Source organism: Pseudomonas sp. HMSC065H01 (assembly GCF_001815235.1).
In the GTDB taxonomy this organism is placed as follows: Bacteria; Pseudomonadota; Gammaproteobacteria; order Pseudomonadales; family Pseudomonadaceae; genus Pseudomonas; species Pseudomonas aeruginosa.
In genome coordinates, this window is record NZ_KV819862.1 from 1 (window position 1) to 18,526 (window position 18,526).

The window sequence follows — 18,526 nt, forward strand, 5'->3', positions numbered from 1 at the left end:
TCGCGGGTTCGAGTCCCGTCCGCTGCGCCATTCACTTCCCCTCCCGAGTTCACCACCCCGAACTCGCCGTCTTCCACCAGAAGGCGGGCAGCCTGGCTGCAACAAGAGGAAGTCGCTTTACCGGGCATCTTGCCCAGCCGACGCGCAGCGGTAGTTCAGTCGGTTAGAATACCGGCCTGTCACGCCGGGGGTCGCGGGTTCGAGTCCCGTCCGCTGCGCCATACATCTTCACCACGCCGAGGCGGGGTGAGCCACGAAGAAAGCGGCCAATGGCCGCTTTTTTCGTTTCCGTCGTCCCCTGCGCCTTCCGTTTTCTCCTTGTTTGCCGGATTTCCTGCTCCGTCGGTCCGCGCGCGGTAATCCCGCTGTCATCTTCCTCGTCTACAGCTGAAAGACACAGACGAACGAAAGGTGATCCGCGATGGACGACTACCAGGAAGAACTGCTGGAGCAGCATGCCGCCGAATGCGATCTGCCAGAGCCGGCGGACGACGCCACCGAGATGTGATCAGGCGCTCTGTCGCTGGGCGCGGCGGAATTCGCCGGGCGTCTGCCCGCTCCAGCGCTTGAAGGCGCGCTGGAAGGCTTCCGCCGAGGCGAAGCCGAGCAGGTAGGCGATTTCGCCGAAAGCCAGGTCGGTCTCGCGGATGTAGACCATCGCCAGGTCGCGGCGGGTGTCGTTGAGGATGCTGCGGAACTGGGTGCCTTCCTCGGCCAGCTTGCGCCGCAGGGTCCAGGTCGGCAACTTGAGGCGCGCGGCGATTTCCTCGAGGTCCGGTTCGCGACCATTGAGCATCGGCCCCAGCAGGCGGCTGACGCGCTCGCGCCAACTGCGGGTGCGGGTCAACTGCTCCAGTTCGCGGTTGCAGAGTTCCAGCATCTGGCTCCAGGTGCTCGGACAGTGCTCGGCATTCGCCAGGGCCAGGCTGGCCTGGCTCAGGCGCAACTGGTTGGTCGGCGCGCCGAATTCCACCGGGCAGCCGAAGAATGCCTCGTAGCGCTCGGCCCAAGGCGGCGCTGGATATTCGATCTCCACCCGCTCCGCTTTCAACGGCTGCCTTGCCAGGGCGCCGAGATGGCTGATCCAGCCTGCCAGCACCGAATCGACGACGAAGCGGTTATAGGCGTTATAAGGGCTGATCGAATAGAAGCGCAGCCAGGCGCCGCCGGCGTCTTCCACCAGGCTCGACTGGCCCCGGTAGTTCTGCGCGTAAAGCGGTTCCAGGTGGATCATTGCCCGCGCGGCGGCGCGCAGGTTGGGCGCCTGGGCGACGCTGACGCCGGCCAGGCCCATCTGTCCGAGACGGCTCAGGCGGCCCATCTGCAGGCCAAGGGCGGGGTCGCCGCTGAGCTGTATGGCGGCATGGCCGAGGCGCATGTAGCGAGGGATCGACAGGCGCGCCCCGGGTTCGGCCAGGCGCCGCTGGTCGAGGCCGTACTGCTCGAGCAGTGCTGCGGGCTCGACGCCGGCGGCGAGCAGGGCGTCGGCCAGCGCCTGGACGAAGCCGACCGAGAGGTCGCCGAGGCGAACCCGGGGCGCGCTCATAGCCAGAGATTGACCAGTTGCGCACCGCCGCCGGGATTGGCCTGGCGCATGCCCTGCGACGAACCGAGCAGGCTCTGGCCGTCTTCGGTGACGTTCCACAGGCGGCTATGGGCGAAGGCCACGGCGGCGCCGCGCGCACCGCTGGCCAGCAGGCGCTCGCCGACCGCCAGGTGCTGCCAGGCCTCGGCGTTGCTCAGGCTGTTCGGCGCCAGGCGTACGTCGCCGGGAACCAGCTCCGCATCGAAGCCGGGCCAGGGCTGCTGCCAGCGACCGCTCTGGTTCAGGGCGGCGGGGATCGCCAGCAGTTCGACGCGCTGTTCGACCAGGGTGGCGTAGGTGTCCGGGTACCAGCTGTCGGTGCCGATCAGCACGCCCAGGCGTCCTGCCGGCGTATCCAGCACCTGCAGGCGCTCGCCGCGACCGTTGTTGAGGTAGCTCAGTTCGTGGCGGGTCGGGAACACCTTGCGTTGCGGCTGGCCGAGCGGCCGGCCGTCGGGACCGAAGGTCAGGCTGACGTTGTACAGCTGGCCGGTGCCGGGACGCAGCTCGCCGTCCTCGACCTCGGGGTCGGGCAGGACGATGGAGCCGGCGACCACCGTCACCTTGAAATCATGGGCGAGCCCGCCGAACAGGGTCTGGTAGTCGTGGGCCATGTCCACCGCCTTCATCCGGAACAGGGTGTCGGTGAGACGCTGATCGCCGCGCGCGGTGATCCAGCCGCGCGCCACCTTCAGTGGGTTGCTCGCGGCCATCCAGTCCATCGCCGTGGGCCAGTCGGCAGCGGCGTAGACCTCGGGCTTCTCGCCGCTGGCCACCAGCCAGGTGCCGACATGCTCGGGGAACACCACCACCGTGCGCTCGTTGAGCAGGCCCTGGCGGCGGGCATTTTCCAGGTAGGCGTGGAATTTCAGTTGCAACCGTTCGGCGCTCTGGTAGTCCGGCGTGAACAGTTCCGGCTGGACCGCCAGCAGGTTGCCGCGCTCGCCGGGCTGGCCCTGGACCACGCTGACCTGGCTGCGCAGGTCGGACAGGTAGTGGCCTACCGGGCGGCGTTCGGCCCAGCCGGCGTAGGCGGCGAAGAGGGTGATGAGGATCAGGAAGATCAGCTTGCGCATGCGGGTCTCCAAGGCAGCCCACAGGGTAGGGGAGTGGCGTCGGCTTGCCAAGCATCCCTGTGCATTCCGATCAGTAACTTGTCATTTAGGATCATTGAGCGCTCCGGTGGCGCTCCTTAGAGTCGTCGCCATACCGACCGCTGCCCGTCCCGCGCATTGCGCCCGAGGCCGCGGCATATCCGTGAACGCGTTTCGCCCGATGTGGAGACCCCCGATGACCGCCGCCGTTCCCTATCCGCACCTGCTCGCCCCGTTGGACCTCGGCTTCACCACCCTGCGCAACCGCACCCTGATGGGGTCCATGCACACTGGCCTGGAAGAGAAGCCGCAGGGCTTCGAGCGCATGGCGGCGTACTTCGCCGAACGCGCCCGCGGTGGCGTCGGCCTGATGGTCACCGGCGGCATCGGCCCGAACGAGGAGGGCGGCGTGTATTCCGGCGCGGCCAAGCTGAGCACGCCGGAAGAGGCGGAGAAGCACAGGATCGTGACCCAGGCGGTGCATGAGGCGGGTGGCAAGATCTGCATGCAGATCCTGCATGCCGGCCGCTACGCCTACAGTCCGAAGCAGGTGGCGCCGAGCGCGATCCAGGCGCCGATCAATCCGTTCAAGCCCAAGGAACTCGACGAGGAAGGCATCGAGAAGCAGATCGCCGACTTCGTCAACTGCGCCAGCCTGGCCCAGGTCGCCGGCTACGACGGCGTCGAGATCATGGGATCGGAAGGCTACTTCATCAACCAGTTCCTCGTGCAGCACACCAACCAGCGCACCGACCGCTGGGGCGGCAGCTACGAGAACCGCATGCGCCTGCCGGTGGAGATCGTCCGCCGGGTGCGCGAGGCGGTGGGGCCGAACTTCATCATCATCTATCGCCTGTCGATGCTCGACCTGGTCGAGGGCGGCAGCAGCTGGGACGAGATCGTGCTGCTGGCGAAGGCCGTCGAGAAGGCCGGCGCGACCCTGATCAATACCGGCATCGGCTGGCACGAGGCGCGCATCCCGACCATCGCCACCAAGGTACCGCGCGCGGCCTTCACCAAGGTCACCGCCAAGCTGCGCGGCGAGGTCGGCATCCCGCTGATCACCACCAACCGCATCAACACTCCCGAGGTGGCGGAGAAGGTCCTGGCCGAGGGCGATGCCGACATGGTCTCCATGGCCCGGCCGTTCCTCGCCGACCCGGATTTCGTCAACAAGGCCGCCGCCGGCCACGCCGAACGGATCAACACCTGTATCGGCTGCAACCAGGCCTGCCTCGACCACACCTTCGGCGGCAAGCTGACCAGTTGCCTGGTCAACCCGCGCGCCTGCCACGAAACCGAGCTGAACTACATCCCCACCACCAGGCCGAAGAAGATCGCCGTGGTCGGCGCCGGCCCGGCCGGCCTGGCCGCCGCCACCGTGGCCGCCGAGCGTGGGCACCGGGTCAGCCTGTTCGACGCCGCCGGCGAGATCGGCGGGCAGTTCAACGTGGCCAAGCGGGTTCCCGGCAAGGAAGAGTTCCACGAGACCCTGCGCTACTTCCGCAACAAGCTGGAGAGCACCGGTGTCGAACTGCACCTGAACCGCCGGGTCGACGTGGACGACCTGGTCGCGGGCGGCTACGACGAGATCGTCCTCGCCACCGGCATCGTTCCGCGCACACCGGCGATCCCCGGCATCGAGCATCCGAAGGTGATCAGCTACCTGGATGCGATCCTCGAGCGCAAGCCGGTGGGTGGCAAGGTGGCGGTGATCGGCGCCGGCGGCATCGGCTTCGACGTCTCCGAATTCATCACCCATGCCGGTCCGTCCACCAGCCTGGAGCGCGAGGCGTTCTGGAAGGAGTGGGGGATCGATACTCGCCTGGAAGCCCGCGGCGGCATCGCCGGGGTCAAGGCCGAGGTGCATCCGGCGGCGCGCCAGGTGTTCCTCCTGCAACGCAAGAAGAGCAAGGTCGGCGACGGCCTCGGCAAGACCACCGGCTGGATCCATCGCGCCGGCCTGAAGAACAAGCAGGTGCAGATGGTGAATGCCGTGGAGTATCTCGGGATCGACGACGCCGGCCTGCATATCCGCGTTGCCGAGGGCGAGCCGCAGGTGCTGCCGGTGGATACCGTGATCGTCTGCGCCGGCCAGGACCCGCTGCGCGAGTTGCAGGACGGCCTGCTGGCGGCCGGCCAGAGCGTGCACCTGATCGGTGGCGCCGACGTCGCCGCCGAGCTGGATGCCAAGCGCGCCATCAACCAGGGTTCGCGCCTGGCCGCCGAACTCTGAGAGCCTTTCCGCGATCTGTTGCGTAGCGGAGAAACTGCGTTGAAAACGGCTTTTCTCCAGCTCGCACAGGTTCTGCGTATCGCCCCTGTCCGCCCTCGTCGGCGCGGCGGGGCGCTGTGCACCGGTTCGGTGAACGGTGGCGCTCTGCCACGGTGATCTCCGTCCGCTCAAAACCCGACCGCTTCACAATTTCCCCTACCGCTCGGCGGGCCGTCCGGCATCGCCCGGGTGTCTGCCAACCCAGTCACATTGCCCGCGACATTTTTTCCCCTAGACTTGCCCGAACAACGAGATAGCGCCTGTTTTTCAGGTGACATGCCAGATGGGTACTGCCGGATGCGGGCCGCCTCGCCAGGCGTTCGAGGGTTAGCGATGAGCATGCAGAAAAAGCCACAGATGGCGGAGGCCGTGCTGTTCTTCAACGACAGCGGCGTCTGCAAGGAAATGCTGTATCCCGAATTCGAGGCGCTGCTCGATGGCCTGGTGCGCATGCCGGAATACGCCGACCGGCAGATGCACCTGGCCTATGTGTTGATCAATCCGCGCCTGCAGGCGCGGGCGGCGGTGTTCTTCTATCTCGATTTCGACGAGCAGGGCGGCGCCGACACCGGCTGGAACCTGCCTCTGCGCAACCTCGCCGAACGCGCCGGACGCGGCCCCGACATGGGCGGCGGGCCGATCCGCCTGGCCTGTCGCAGCCAGTGCCCGGTGTCCTGGCACCAGATGCACCTCTGGGACCCGGAGAGCAGCGCCGGACGCAACCATTTCGTGCTCATCCGCGACGCGCTCAGGCGCAACCAGCTGGGCCTGCTGGTGGACGAAGAGCCTGCCGCGGTGGAGCCGCAGCGGCTGCAGATGGCCGCCGAAGAGCAATGGTACGCCGCCGGTCCCGCCGCCCCGAAGGCACCGCCCGCGGAGCCTCCGCGCAAGCAGGAGGACGAGCAGGCGGCGCGCCTGGCGCAACTGGTCAAGCAGCAGCGACAACAGCTCGCCGCCCTGGCCCGGCAGCAGGAGCAGCGCCTGGCCGGGCTCGCCCGGCAGCACGAAGAGGAACTGGCCAGGCGCGAACAGGACGCCCGCGGGCAACTGGACATCCTGCGCAGCGAAGTGCTCAGCCTGCAACAGGCCCTGGAACGGCAGGCGCGGGAGAACGCCGAATTGCAGCAGCGTCTGCTGGAGCAGGGCGAGCAGTTCCAGCGCAACCGCGAGGAACTGACCCGGCAACTGCGTTTCATCGAGAACCAGGGGCGCAACGAGACCGACCTGCTGCGCTCGGAGTTCGCCGACGAACTGGAGGCTCGGGTGGCGGCGGCGGTGGCCGGCTACAAGGAGCAGGTCTCGATCCGCGACGTCGAACTGGCCTACCGCAACGAGCTGGACCAGCAACTGGAGCAGGAACTGGCCGAGCTGCGCGCCGAGCGCGACCGTCTGGCCGCCCAGGGGCCGGAGCAACTGCTAGAGCGTCTATCCGGCCAGGGCGTGGTATTCGTCGCCTACCATCCCGGCGCCGGGCACCTGACCATCCCCTTGCAGGACATCCCGCGTTACCAGGACAATCCGCTGGCCTACGCGGCGGCCAAGTGCTTCGTCTCCGAGAGCCAGTACCGCCAGTGGCTGGACCACTTCCAGCAGCCGCGCTGCGAGGCGCTGCTGCCCGGCGGCGAACGCTGCAACCTGCCGCTCGACCGGGTCGACAACCCGGCGCGCTTCGTCGCCGGCGACACCAACTGCTGCGCCCGGCACAAGACCACGGGGCGCCTGCGCACCGTGAGCTGACTTCTTGCCGTTTCCCCACTGGTCACCGCATACACCCTTGCAGCGTCTCGAACTCGACTGGCTGCAACGGGCCGGGGTCGAACTGGCGCTGCTGCGCCTGGACCAGGCCGATCCGCTGATCTCCGGCAACAAGGGGTTCAAGCTCGCGCCACACCTGGCGCTGGCCCGCGAGCAGGGGCTGGACGGCCTGATCAGCCTCGGCGGCGCCCACTCCAACCACCTGCACGCGCTGGCCGGCGCCGGCGCGCGTTTCGATTTCCGTTGCGTCGGCCTGTTGCGCGGACACGAAGTCGATACGCCGACGGTGCGCGACCTGCGCAGTCTCGGCATGGAACTGCACTGGCTCGGCTACGGTGGCTATCGCCAGCGGCATGCCGCCGGCTTCTGGCTTCCCTGGCGGGAACGTTACCCAGGTTTGCTGCCGGTCGCCGAGGGCGGTGGCGGGCTGCTGGGCGCGCGCGGTTGCATCGGACTGGTGGAGCGCATAGCGACCCAGTTGCCGACGCTCGGCTGGGACGATTACGACGCGATCTGGGTGGCCGCCGGTACCGGTACGACACTGGCCGGCCTGGTGCTCGGCGAGGCTGGGCGGCATCCCGTGGTGGGCGCGCTGGCGGTGCCGGAGGACCACGGCGTCGCCGCCCAGGTCGCGGCGACCCTTGCCGAGGCGGGCTGGGCCGATACCGGCTATCGCCTGCTGGACGCCAGCCGTGGCGGTTTCGCCTGTCTCGATGGGAGGTTGGCGCGGTTCATCGTCGAGTTCGAGACGGCCAGCGGCGTCGCCCTCGAACCGCTGTACACCGGCAAACTGCTGCTCGCCCTGCGCGAGGCCGTGGAGAGCGGCGCGGTGGCTCGCGGCAGCCGGCTGGTGGCGCTGCACAGCGGAGGCCTGCAGGGCCGCCGGGCATTGCAGGAGCGTTTGCTGGCGTTGCTCTGATCAGGCATCCGCGGCCTGGCGCGCGCTACCCCACAGGCTGAGCCCCGGTGGCCAGTCGTCGCTGGCCAGGAACAGGCGCTCGGCCTCTACCCAGTAGCCGTCGCGCGGCACCACCCTTACCAGCATTTGCGGACGTGCCTCGTCGGCGAAGGCGATGTTCCAGCAAGCGCCGTCGCGCGGTGGGTCGAGCGGGTCCTGCCGCCGCATGGCCGGCGCCAGCCAGTGCTCGCGCGACAGATGCAGCCAATGCTGCCCGGTCTGCGGTCCGGCCAGGCTGGCCAGGTACGCCGGCCAGTCGCGCTGGCGGAGCCAGCGGCCACGCAGATGCCGTGGCTCGATGTCGGCGGGCAGGCTGCCCGGCCCGGGCCAGGGATGGAACAGGTAGCCGCTCAGCCACAATGCGGAAACGGCCGATTCGGCGCCATGGGCGGCCAGCACCTGGCGACCCTCGCGGGTCGCCGCCAGCGGCAACTGGTGTCGGCAGAGGTGTTCCAGCTTGCGTGACAGGCGGTCCTGGCCGCCGGGCCCGAGCCAGTCGCCGGGGCCGGACTGGGGCCCCAGGTAGAGTTTGATCGCCAGTTCCAGGTGGTGGATGCCGTCGTCGTCCCGCAGCAGCAGGTCGAGTTCGCCAAGGGTATGCCCGCCGTCGCGCACCGGCAGGTTGGCGGCGATCAGGCGCACGTCCGGGGCTTGTTCCAGGGCGAATTGCCAGAGATGTTCGTAGTACAGGCCGAGACGCTGCCGTGGCCACTGCGCGAGCCAGGCGGCGAGGTGCTGCGGCTGTCGCTCCTGTTCGCGCAACCAGGCGGCCAGGCGCTCTGGCTCCTGGCGCCAGCGGCTGGCGGCGAGCGGATGGCGCTGCGGCTCCGGAGTCCGGCGCAGCAACGGCGGGGCGAGCAGGGTCCAGGCCAGGTCGCGGACGGCCGGGTGGTGCAATTCGTCGAGCAGTTCGGTCAGCAGCGTCATACCCTGAGGTTAGCCGGGTTGCGCCACTCGCGGCGATTTCCCGTACATGCGCGGGTTTGCCGCTGTCCGCGGCTTTCGCCCATAATCCGCTCTATCCCGCCCGCCAGCTTTTCGCAGGAACCGCATGGAACCCTTTCGCAATATCGGCATCATCGGCCGCCTCGGCAGCACCCAGGTGCTGGACACCATTCGCCGGCTGAAGAAATTCCTGATCGATCGCCACCTGCATGTGATCCTCGAGGACACCATCGCCGAAGTCCTGCCCGGACACGGCCTGCAGACCTGCTCGCGGAAGATCATGGGCGAGATCTGCGACCTGGTGGTGGTGGTCGGCGGCGATGGCAGCATGCTCGGCGCGGCCCGCGCGCTGGCCCGGCACAAGGTGCCGGTGCTGGGGATCAACCGCGGCAGCCTGGGCTTCCTCACCGACATCCGCCCGGATGAACTGGAGGCCAAGGTCGGCGAGGTGCTGGACGGCCAGTACATCGTCGAAAGCCGCTTCCTCCTCGATGCCCAGGTGCGTCGCGGTATCGACTCGATGGGGCAGGGCGATGCGCTCAACGACGTGGTCCTGCACCCGGGCAAGTCGACCCGGATGATCGAGTTCGAGCTGTATATCGACGGCCAGTTCGTCTGCAGCCAGAAGGCCGACGGCCTGATCGTCGCCACGCCCACCGGTTCCACCGCCTACGCGCTGTCCGCCGGCGGTCCGATCATGCATCCGAAGCTGGATGCCATCGTCATCGTGCCGATGTACCCGCACATGCTTTCCAGCCGCCCGATCGTGGTGGACGGCAACAGCGAGCTGAAGATCGTCGTGTCGCCGAACATGCAGATCTACCCGCAGGTCTCCTGCGACGGGCAGAACCATTTCACCTGCGCCCCCGGCGATACTGTGACGATCAGCAAGAAGCCGCAGAAGCTGCGCCTGATCCACCCCATCGACCACAACTACTACGAGATCTGCCGGACCAAGCTCGGCTGGGGCAGCCGCCTGGGCGGAGGCGACTGATGCAACTCGACCCCGGACGTGGCTACGACCTGATCGGCGATGTCCACGGCTGCGCGCATACCCTGGACCGCCTCCTCGACCTGCTCGGCTACCGCCTGCAGGGCGGCGTCTGGCGCCATCCGCGGCGCCAGGCGCTGTTCCTCGGCGACATCGTCGACCGCGGCCCGCGCATCCGCGAGGCCCTGCACCGGGTGCACGCGATGGTCGACGCCGGCGAGGCGCTGTGCATCATGGGCAACCACGAATTCAACGCGCTCGGCTGGAGCACCCCGGCGGCGCCCGGCAGCGGCCGCCAGTACGTCCGCGAGCATACGCCGCGGCATACCCGGCTGATCAAGGAGACCCTCGAGCAGTTCGAGGGCCACGACGCCGACTGGCGCGACTTCCTCGGCTGGTTCCAGCAACTGCCGCTGTTCCTCGATGCCGGGCGCTTCCGCATGGTCCATGCCTGCTGGGACGGCGAGCTGATCGCGACCCTGCGCCGGCAGTTCCCCGACGGGCGGATCAGCGAAGCCTTCCTGCAGGAGTCGGCGGAGCCCGGCAGCTTCGCCGACCTGGCCTGCAACCGTCTGCTGCGCGGCACCGACATGCGCCTGCCGCACGGTGCCACCCTGACCAGCAGCGATGGCTATACGCGCGCCTTCTTCCGCACCAAGTTCTGGGTCGAGGACGAGGCGCCGCGCACCTACGGCGATATCGTCTTCCAGCCCGACGCGTTGCCCGAAGCGATCGCCCGCGAGCCGCTCAGCGAGGAGCAGAAGTCCAGCCTGCTGACCTACGGCGCCGACGAACCGCTGTTGTTCGTCGGCCACTACTGGCGACGCGGCACGCCGGCGCCGATCCGGCCGAACCTGGCCTGCCTGGACTACAGCGCGGTGATGTACGGCAAGCTGGCGGCCTACCGCCTGGATGAGGAAACCCGCCTGGACCGGCACAAGTTCGTCTGGGTCGAAGTGAAGCGGCCGGAGGCTGACGAGTGAGCGCGGTGCAGGTCCTGAAGTTTCCCCTCTCGGTCGACCTGGCCGGCTTCGTCGGCCTGCTGCGGCGTCTGAACGTGCCGCACCGGGTCAGCGAGGAATCCGGCCAGCAGGTCCTCTGGGTGCCCGACGAGCGGCTCGCCGAGCAGGTCCGCGAGTTGTACCGGCGTTATCCCGAAGGCGATCCGCAGGCGACCCTGGAGGCCGCGCCGCGACCGGCGGGGCAGGGTTTCGTCCGGCAACTGCGGATGAGCCCGATGACCGCCGCGGTGTTGCTGCTGACCTTCGTCGTCGCCGCTGTCACCTACCTTGGCGACAACTTCGCGACGATGCGCTGGCTGACCTTCCAGGACTTCCGTATCCAAGGCCAGTACGCGCTGTTCACGCCGTTGGCCGAGAGCCTGGCGGCGGGTCAATGGTGGCGGCTGTTCACGCCGATGCTGATCCACTTCGGCTGGCTGCACCTGGCGATGAACGCCATGTGGTTCTGGGAGCTGGGCCGGCGCATCGAATTCCGCCAGGGCGGCCCGATGCTGCTCGGCCTGACCCTGCTGTTCGGCCTGGTGTCCAACGTGGTGCAGTACGCGGTGAGCGGCGCCAGCCTGTTCGGCGGGTTGTCCGGGGTGCTCTATGGCCTGCTCGGGCACTGCTGGATCTTCCAGTACCTGGCGCCGAACCAGGCCTATCGCCTGCCCAGGGGCGTCGTGGCGATGATGCTGATCTGGCTGCTGGTGTGCCTGTCCGGGGTGATCGACCTGCTCGGCTTCGGCTCCATCGCCAACGGCGCGCACGTTGGCGGGCTGCTGGTCGGTTGCCTCAGCGGTTTGCTGGGCGGCCTGCTGGCGCGGCGTCGCCGTTGAGCGAGGGGCTGCGGCAGCTTCGATGTGCGCCGCCGGCCCCGGCCCGGTAGAATGGCCGGTACGCCTTTTCACCGGAGCCGGCCATGTCGTCCTTCAATCAAGCGATCGAGAACATCACTCCTGAGATCTACCAGAACCTCAAGCTGGCCATCGAGATCGGCAAGTGGCCGGACGGCCGCAAGCTGACCCAGGAGCAGAAGGAACTCTGCCTGCAGGCGGTGATCGCCTGGGAGCTGCAGAACCTCCCCGAGGAGGAGCGCACCGGCTACATGGGCCCGCAGCACTGCTCCTCGCATTCCGACGAGCCGATCCCGAACATCCTGTTCAAGTCGGACTCCGTGCACTGATGGAAGAAATCGCCCGCGGCGCGCTGAGCAAGATGACGGCGCGCCTGGAAAGCAATGCTCCCGTGCAATACGCCTTCCGCCTCGACGACCGCGAAGTCGCGGTGAACCCGCTGATCGGCCGGCCGCTGCGCCTGGAGTACCTCGGCAGCATCTTCTGCACCCATTGCGGCCGCAAGACGAAGAAGAGTTTCAGCCAGGGCTATTGCTATCCCTGCTTCACCCGGCTGGCGCAGTGCGACAGTTGCATCGTCAGCCCGGAGAAGTGCCACTACGAGCAGGGCACCTGCCGCGAACCGGAGTGGGGCGAGCGGTTCTGCATGACCGATCACGTGGTGTACCTGGCCAACTCCTCCGGGGTGAAGGTCGGCATCACCCGCGCCAGCCAGATTCCCACCCGCTGGATCGACCAGGGCGCGCGCCAGGCGCTGCCGATCCTGCGCGTGGCCACCCGCCAGCAGTCCGGCCTGGTGGAAGACCTGCTGCGCAGCCAGGTCGCCGACCGCACCAATTGGCGGGCCATGCTCAAGGGCGAAGCCGAGCCGGTCGACCTGGCGGCAGTCCGCGAGCAGTTGTTCGACCAGTGCGCCGACGGCCTGCGCGAATTGCAGCAACGTTTCGGCCTGCAGGCGATCCAACCGGTTATCGACCTCGATCCGCTCGAGATCGCCTACCCGGTCGAGGCCTACCCGAGCAAGGTCGCCAGCCTCGACCTGGAAAAAACGCCTATCGTCGAAGGCACGCTTCGCGGTATCAAGGGCCAGTACCTGATCCTCGACACCGGGGTGATCAACATTCGCAAATACACGGCCTACCAGATCGCCGTGCATCACTGAGCAGAAGGGCCACAAGCCATGCGCACCGAGCAACCGAAAGTCATCCACCTCAAGGACTATCAGGCGCCGGACTACCTGATCGACGAGACCCACCTGAAGTTCGAACTGTTCGAAGACCACAGCCTGGTACACGCCGAGCTGAAGCTGCGGCGCAACCCCGAGCGCGGCGCCGGCCTGCCGCCGCTGTTGCTGCATGGCCAGCAACTGGAGCTGCTGGCGCTCGAACTGGACGGCCAGGCGCTCGGCGCGGACGACTACCAGCTGGACGACGAGCAGCTCGGGGTGCAACCGCGGCAGGCCGAATTCGTCCTCAGGAGCACGGTGCGTATCCATCCGGAGAGCAACACCGCGCTGGAAGGCCTGTACAAGTCCGGCAAGATGTTCTGCACCCAGTGCGAGGCCGAGGGTTTCCGCAAGATCACCTATTACCTCGACCGTCCCGACGTGATGAGTCGCTTCACCACCACCGTCAGCGCCGAACAGCAGCGCTACCCGGTGCTGCTCTCCAACGGCAACCCGGTGGCCAGCGGTTCCGAAGGCAACGGCCGGCACTGGGCGACCTGGGAAGACCCGTTCAAGAAGCCGGCCTACCTGTTCGCCCTGGTCGCCGGCGACCTCTGGTGCGTCGAGGACAGCTTCCGCACCATGAGCCAGCGCGACGTGGCGCTGCGCATCTACGTCGAGCCGGAGAACATCGACAAGGTCCAGCACGCCATGGACAGCCTGAAGAAGTCGATGCGCTGGGACGAGGAGGTCTACGGCCGCGAATACGACCTGGACATCTTCATGATCGTCGCGGTCAACGACTTCAACATGGGCGCGATGGAGAACAAGGGCCTCAACATCTTCAACTCCAGTTGCGTCCTGGCCCGCGCCGAAACCGCCACCGACGCCGCCCACCAGCGGGTCGAGGGCGTGGTGGCGCATGAGTATTTCCACAACTGGTCGGGTAACCGGGTCACCTGCCGCGACTGGTTCCAGCTGTCGCTCAAGGAGGGCTTCACCGTATTCCGCGACTCGGAGTTCTCCGCCGACATGAACTCGCGCACGGTCAAGCGCGTCGAGGACGTCGCCTTCCTGCGCACCAACCAGTTCGCCGAGGACGCCGGGCCGATGGCGCATCCGGTGCGCCCCGACTCGTTCATCGAGATTTCCAACTTCTACACCCTGACCGTCTACGAGAAGGGCTCGGAAGTGGTGCGGATGATCCACACCCTGCTCGGCGCCGAAGGCTTCCGCAAGGGCTCGGACCTGTACTTCCAGCGCCACGACGGCCAGGCGGTGACCTGCGACGATTTCGTCAAGGCCATGGAAGACGCCAATGGCGTCGACCTGACCCAGTTCAAGCGCTGGTACAGCCAGTCCGGCACTCCGCGCCTGGCGGTGGAAGGCGAGTACGACGCCGCCGCCCGCCGCTACACCCTGACGGTGCGCCAGAGCTGCCCGCCGACTCCCGGCCAGCCGAGCAAGGAACCCTTCGTCATCCCGCTGGAGCTGGGTCTGCTCGACGGCCAGGGCCACGAACTTCCGCTGCGCCTGGAAGGCGAGGCCGTGGCCCAGGGCGGCAACCGCGTGCTGGCGGTGACCGAGGCCGAGCAGCGCTTCGTCTTCGTCGAGGTGCCGGAGCAGCCGCTGCCATCGCTGCTGCGCGGCTTCTCCGCGCCGGTGAAACTGAGCTTCCCCTACAGCCGCGACCAGTTGCTGTTCCTCATGCAGCACGACAGCGACGGCTTCAACCGCTGGGAGGCCGGCCAACAGCTTTCGGTGCAGGTCCTGCAGGAGCTGATCGGCCAGCACCAGCGCGGCGAGCAACTGGTACTCGACCCGCGCCTGATCGAGGCCTACCGCACCCTCCTGGCGGACGAGGCGCTGGACCAGGCGATGGTCGCCGAGATGCTCTCGCTGCCCAGCGAGGCCTATCTCACCGAGATCAGCGAAGTCGCCGATGTCGACGCGATCCATGCCGCCCGCGAATTCGCCCGCCAGCGTATCGGCGAAGCGCTGTTCGAGCCGCTGTGGCAGCGTTACCAGGCCAACCGCAAGATTTCCCGTGACACCGCCTACCTCGCCGAGGCCTCGCACATAGCCCGGCGCAGCCTGCAGAACATCGCGCTGTCCTACCTGTCGCTGTCGGGCCGGGAGGAAATCCTCGCCGCCTGCCTGGAGCAGTACGAAGGCTGCGACAACATGACCGAGCGCCTGACCGCCCTGGCGGTGCTGGTCAACTCCGGCTTCGAGGCGGAGAAGGGCAAGGCCCTGGCCATGTTCGCCGATTACTTCAAGGATGACCCGCTGGTGATGGACCAGTGGTTCAGCGTGCAGGCCGGCTCGCCGCTGCCGGGCGGGCTGGAGCGGGTCCAGGCGCTGATGCAGCACCCGGCCTTCACCCTGAAGAACCCGAACAAGGTGCGCGCGCTGATCGGCGCGTTCGCCAACCAGAACCTGGTCAACTTCCATCGTCCTGACGGCGCCGGCTATCGCTTCCTCGCCGACCAGGTGATCGTGCTCAACGCACTCAACCCGCAGATCGCCTCGCGCCTGCTGGTGCCGCTGACCCGCTGGCGCAAGTACGACGAGGCGCGGCAGGCGCTGATGCGCGGCGAGCTGGAACGCATCCTGGCCTCCGGCGAATTGTCCAGCGACGTCTACGAAGTGGTGAGCAAGAGCCTGGCCTGATCCGCCAGCTTCGCCCGGAAGAGGGTGTTACTGGCCACTGGCTGGTAACGCCCTTTGTTACTTCTGGGAATCGCTTCACTGTTTTCCATTGATGGAGTCCGCTTAATCGTGTTTCGCGAACCTCCCTGCGCAGGCTCTGCGAAGGGACTTTTCGCGCCACCGGCGAAATTCGCCTGGCGCGTTTTGTCGGACACTTCCTGTTTTCTGGTCAGTGAATGAACAGTCATCCCGCAGGAAGTCCTGTTTTTTTCGCAATCCATTGAATTGCCTGGAGGATTCCGTTGAATTGGCATCCCGGTTGCACTGCCTCGTCGCGCGGTTCCCTTTCGTCGATGCTAGGCCGGTGACGCCGCGACCACCCATAACAAGGCCGCAGAGAAACGGCCGAACGGCGAACCGCCCGCAGTGGCGGCGCCCAACGCATGACCACATGGAGTGAGTTCCCGATGTACATCCCCAACCGCCAGCCCCGGCTGCGCTCCGCGCCGGCCCGGGCCGGCTTCGCCTTCGCCGGGCTGCTGCCGCTGCTGGGCGGCCAGGCCCAGGCCGTCGAATTCAGCTTCCTCGACAACGAGGTGTCCGGTTCGCTCGACACCACCCTGTCCTACGGCACCCTGTGGCGGGTGCAGGGGCAGGACAAGAGCAACAACGACATCAACACCAACGACGGCAACCGCAACTTCGATACCGGCCTGGTTTCCGAGGTCTACAAGATCACCTCGGACCTGGAGGCGACCTGGCGCAACTATGGCGTGTTCATCCGCGGCACGGCGTTCTATGACACCCAGATCATGGACAAGCGCAACGACTACTACAGCCACAACGATCCATCGCAGCCGAGCCAGAGCTATCCCCACGACGACCGTTTCACCAGCCAGACCCGCGACATCGCCGGGCACAAGGCGGAAATCCTCGACGCCTACGTCTACGGCAGCTGGGACATCGGCAACATGCCGCTGAGCGCGCGCTTCGGCCGCCAGGTGTTCAACTGGGGCGAGGGCATCTTCTACCGTGGCGGGGTCAACACCACCAACCCGGTGGACGCCGCCAAGTACCGCCTGCCCGGTTCCGAGCTCAAGGAAGTGCTGATGCCGGTGGAAGCGCTGAGCTTCAACATCGGCCTGACCGACAACCTGTCGATGGAAACCTTCTACCAGTGGAACTGGAAGGAAACCCGCCTCGACCCGGTCGGTACCTTCTTCTCCGAGACCGACCTGTTCGCCGACGGCGGCAACACCGGCTACAGCGACTTCACCGGCACCGCGCTGGACACCCCGGTGCCCGGCTTCGGCAACGTCATCGGCCTGTACCAGGCGCTGGGCAACAATCCGCTGCTCAGCGGCGCGCTGAAGAACACCGGCCTCTATGCCAACGGCGTGACCCCGGCCTACGGCAACGTGATGAAGGTGTCGTCCATCGGCAAGGACATCAACGCGCGCAACGACGGCCAGTTCGGCGTGGCCTTCCGCTACATCGCCGAGGAACTGAACAGCACCGAGTTCGGCTTCTACTTCGTCAACTACCACTCCAAGGAGCCGACCCTGTACGCCGACATCGGCGACTATGCCGGGGCCGACCTGGCGGCGCTGGCCAACACCCTGCGGCCGATCGCCGGCAACCTCGCCGAAGCCCTGGCCAACGGCCTGGTGACCGCCGACGTGATGGGCAACATCAATGCCCGCCGCGAGTTCGCCGAAGACATCCGCATGTACGGCTTCAGCTTCAACACCACGGTGGGCGACGCCTCGGTGTTCGGCGAGCTGGCCTACCGGCCGAACCTGCCGATCGGCATCGCCGCCACCAACGACCTGATCGGCGACCTCGCCCACGGTGCGGCGGAAGCCGCCAACGGCGGGCAGATCAACGTCGGCGGGCAGATGGTCGGCCTCGGCGGGCAGATCCACAACTACGAGCGGGTCGAGGCGTTCAACACCTCCCTCGGGACCATCTACAACTTCGGTCCGTCGCTGAGCTTCGACTCGTTGACCGGCGTCGCCGAGCTGGCTTCGGAACACCTGCGCGGCAGCAGCCTGAAGTACACCGCCTACGACGGCAGCACCCGCTACTATGCCGGGCGCGGCAACAGCTCGTACGTTTCCGGCGGCGACCGTGGCGACCAGGTGAACCGCAACGCCTACGGCTACACCCTGCTGCTCAGCGGCACCTGGAACGACGTGTTCGCCGGGGTCAACGTGTCGCCCTACGTGGTCTACAAGGACGACTTCGAAGGCAACTCCTACCAGACCGGCAACTTCATCGAAGGTCGCAAGGCCTACACCCTGGGGATCAAGGCCACCTACCTGAACAGCCTGGAAGGCGAACTGCAGTACACCGAGTTCTACGGCGGCGGGCAGAACAACAACATCCGCGACCGCGACAACATCGGCCTGACCGTGAAGTACTCCTTCTGACCGAACCGATAACGACACGGGCGCCGCGAGCGCCCGGCACCTCACACGGAGAACCCTCATGTTGAACAAGCACCTGCTGATCGGCGCTTCCCTGGCGCTGGCACTGGGCAGCGGCGGCGCGCTGGCCGGCGTTTCCGCCGGCGAGGCGGCGCAACTGAAGTCGAGCCTCACCCCGCTGGGCGCGGAGAAGGCCGGCAACGCCGCCGGCAGCATTCCCGCCTGGACCGGCGGCATCACCCAGGCGCCGGCCGGCTACAAGCCGGGCCAGCACCACCCGGACCCGTTCGCCGCGGACAAGCCGCTGTTCACCATCGACAAGGCCAACCTGGAGCAGTACAGGGAACACCTGACCCCGGGCCAGCTGGCGCTGTTCAAGACCTACCCGGACAGCTTCCGGATGCCGGTCTACCCCAGTCGCCGTTCCGGTTCGGCGCCGCAGTGGCTGTACGACAACACCTTCGCCAATGCCACCAGCGCCAGGCTGCTGGACGGCGGCAACGGGTTCGCCGACGCCTATGGCGGGGTGCCGTTCCCGATTCCGAAGAGCGGCGTGGAGGCGCTGTGGAACCACGTCGCCCGCTACCGCGGCACCTATGTCGTGCGCCGCGCTTCGGAAGTCGCGGTACAGCGCAACGGTAGCTACTCGCTGGTGACCTCGCAGCAGGAAGCGCTGTTCAAGTACTACCTCAAGGGCGGCAGCTTCGCCGACCTGAACAACCTGATGTTCTACTACCTGTCGTTCACCAAGAGCCCGGCGCGCCTGGCCGGCGGCGCGGTGCTGGTGCACGAGACCCTCGACCAGGTCAAGGAGCCGCG

14 protein-coding genes and 1 tRNA gene are annotated in these 18,526 nt (G+C 67.2%); 12 read left to right on the plus strand and 3 right to left on the minus strand.

Annotated elements, in window-relative coordinates:
- Nucleotides 1-144: 144 nt before the first annotated feature.
- Nucleotides 145-221: transfer RNA gene (locus HMPREF3014_RS09485), tRNA-Asp, on the plus strand.
- A 287-nt stretch (nt 222-508) separates the two neighbouring features.
- Here the strand turns inward: HMPREF3014_RS09485 and HMPREF3014_RS09490 are convergent.
- The gene (locus HMPREF3014_RS09490) at nt 509-1,546 is read right to left on the minus strand and encodes an AraC family transcriptional regulator (protein WP_003103517.1); all 1,038 of its coding nucleotides are present in this window, start codon (nt 1,544-1,546) and stop codon (nt 509-511) included.
- Nucleotides 1,543-2,661 carry a carbon-nitrogen hydrolase family protein gene (locus tag HMPREF3014_RS09495; RefSeq protein WP_003119757.1) on the minus strand — a complete coding sequence of 373 codons (1,119 nt, stop codon included), beginning with the start codon at nt 2,659-2,661 and terminating at the stop codon, nt 1,543-1,545. Before HMPREF3014_RS09495 ends, HMPREF3014_RS09490 begins: the two co-directional genes overlap by 4 nt.
- A 214-nt stretch (nt 2,662-2,875) precedes the next feature.
- Between HMPREF3014_RS09495 and HMPREF3014_RS09500 the strand changes: the two genes are divergently transcribed.
- From HMPREF3014_RS09500 to HMPREF3014_RS09510, 3 genes are all read left to right on the plus strand, one after another.
- Entirely contained in the window at nt 2,876-4,915 is a 2,040-nt protein-coding gene (locus HMPREF3014_RS09500; protein ID WP_003103513.1) for an NADPH-dependent 2,4-dienoyl-CoA reductase, read from the plus strand.
- A 336-nt stretch (nt 4,916-5,251) separates the two neighbouring features.
- Nucleotides 5,252-6,691 carry a hypothetical protein gene (locus HMPREF3014_RS09505; protein WP_003143611.1) on the plus strand — a complete coding sequence of 480 codons (1,440 nt, stop codon included), beginning with the start codon at nt 5,252-5,254 and terminating at the stop codon, nt 6,689-6,691.
- A 37-nt stretch (nt 6,692-6,728) separates the two neighbouring features.
- A complete protein-coding gene (locus HMPREF3014_RS09510; RefSeq protein ID WP_003452544.1) occupies nt 6,729-7,628 on the plus strand; it encodes a 1-aminocyclopropane-1-carboxylate deaminase/D-cysteine desulfhydrase in 900 nt (299 codons plus the stop codon).
- Here HMPREF3014_RS09510 and HMPREF3014_RS09515 read toward each other — a convergent pair whose 3' ends face one another.
- Complete coding sequence (locus HMPREF3014_RS09515) at nt 7,629-8,594, minus strand: DUF1853 family protein (protein ID WP_019726529.1); 966 nt, start codon at nt 8,592-8,594, stop codon at nt 7,629-7,631. It abuts the gene before it with no gap.
- Between the two features lie 124 nt (nt 8,595-8,718).
- Between HMPREF3014_RS09515 and HMPREF3014_RS09520 the strand changes: the two genes are divergently transcribed.
- The 8 genes from HMPREF3014_RS09520 to HMPREF3014_RS09555 all read left to right on the plus strand — a co-directional run.
- A complete protein-coding gene (locus HMPREF3014_RS09520) occupies nt 8,719-9,606 on the plus strand; it encodes an NAD(+) kinase (RefSeq protein ID WP_003091343.1) in 888 nt (295 codons plus the stop codon).
- Nucleotides 9,606-10,586 (plus strand): metallophosphoesterase, encoded by a 981-nt coding sequence (locus HMPREF3014_RS09525; protein WP_023087157.1) that lies wholly within the window; start codon nt 9,606-9,608, stop codon nt 10,584-10,586. Before HMPREF3014_RS09520 ends, HMPREF3014_RS09525 begins: the two co-directional genes overlap by 1 nt.
- The gene (locus HMPREF3014_RS09530; RefSeq protein ID WP_003091333.1) at nt 10,583-11,443 is read left to right on the plus strand and encodes a rhomboid family intramembrane serine protease; all 861 of its coding nucleotides are present in this window, start codon (nt 10,583-10,585) and stop codon (nt 11,441-11,443) included. Before HMPREF3014_RS09525 ends, HMPREF3014_RS09530 begins: the two co-directional genes overlap by 4 nt.
- An 83-nt stretch (nt 11,444-11,526) precedes the next feature.
- Nucleotides 11,527-11,790, plus strand: a complete 264-nt coding sequence (locus HMPREF3014_RS09535; RefSeq protein ID WP_003104989.1) for a YeaC family protein — start codon at nt 11,527-11,529, stop codon at nt 11,788-11,790.
- A complete protein-coding gene (locus HMPREF3014_RS09540) occupies nt 11,790-12,623 on the plus strand; it encodes a DUF2797 domain-containing protein (RefSeq protein ID WP_003091329.1) in 834 nt (277 codons plus the stop codon). Before HMPREF3014_RS09535 ends, HMPREF3014_RS09540 begins: the two co-directional genes overlap by 1 nt.
- 18 nt (nt 12,624-12,641) lie before the next feature.
- A complete protein-coding gene (gene pepN / locus HMPREF3014_RS09545; RefSeq protein WP_003116455.1) occupies nt 12,642-15,299 on the plus strand; it encodes an aminopeptidase N in 2,658 nt (885 codons plus the stop codon).
- A 446-nt stretch (nt 15,300-15,745) separates the two neighbouring features.
- Entirely contained in the window at nt 15,746-17,710 is a 1,965-nt protein-coding gene (locus tag HMPREF3014_RS09550; RefSeq protein ID WP_003104994.1) for a DUF1302 domain-containing protein, read from the plus strand.
- A 58-nt stretch (nt 17,711-17,768) separates the two neighbouring features.
- Nucleotides 17,769-18,526, plus strand: a 758-nt coding sequence (locus HMPREF3014_RS09555; protein WP_048283183.1) for a DUF1329 domain-containing protein, incomplete at its 3' end; no start/stop codon positions are given.

What these genes read in the sequence shown, in the direction of transcription:
- HMPREF3014_RS09500 (WP_003103513.1), top strand. Translation starts at nt 2,876, where the DNA reads ATGACCGCCGCCGTTCCCTATCCGCACCTGCTCGCCCCGTTGGACCTC.
- pepN (WP_003116455.1), top strand. Translation starts at nt 12,642, where the DNA reads ATGCGCACCGAGCAACCGAAAGTCATCCACCTCAAGGACTATCAGGCG.
- HMPREF3014_RS09490 (WP_003103517.1), bottom strand. Translation starts at nt 1,546, where the DNA reads ATGAGCGCGCCCCGGGTTCGCCTCGGCGACCTCTCGGTCGGCTTCGTC.
- HMPREF3014_RS09535 (WP_003104989.1), top strand. Translation starts at nt 11,527, where the DNA reads ATGTCGTCCTTCAATCAAGCGATCGAGAACATCACTCCTGAGATCTAC.
- HMPREF3014_RS09495 (WP_003119757.1), bottom strand. Translation starts at nt 2,661, where the DNA reads ATGCGCAAGCTGATCTTCCTGATCCTCATCACCCTCTTCGCCGCCTAC.
- HMPREF3014_RS09550 (WP_003104994.1), top strand. Translation starts at nt 15,746, where the DNA reads ATGTACATCCCCAACCGCCAGCCCCGGCTGCGCTCCGCGCCGGCCCGG.
- HMPREF3014_RS09505 (WP_003143611.1), top strand. Translation starts at nt 5,252, where the DNA reads ATGCGGGCCGCCTCGCCAGGCGTTCGAGGGTTAGCGATGAGCATGCAG.
- HMPREF3014_RS09540 (WP_003091329.1), top strand. Translation starts at nt 11,790, where the DNA reads ATGGAAGAAATCGCCCGCGGCGCGCTGAGCAAGATGACGGCGCGCCTG.
- HMPREF3014_RS09525 (WP_023087157.1), top strand. Translation starts at nt 9,606, where the DNA reads ATGCAACTCGACCCCGGACGTGGCTACGACCTGATCGGCGATGTCCAC.
- HMPREF3014_RS09520 (WP_003091343.1), top strand. Translation starts at nt 8,719, where the DNA reads ATGGAACCCTTTCGCAATATCGGCATCATCGGCCGCCTCGGCAGCACC.
- HMPREF3014_RS09515 (WP_019726529.1), bottom strand. Translation starts at nt 8,594, where the DNA reads ATGACGCTGCTGACCGAACTGCTCGACGAATTGCACCACCCGGCCGTC.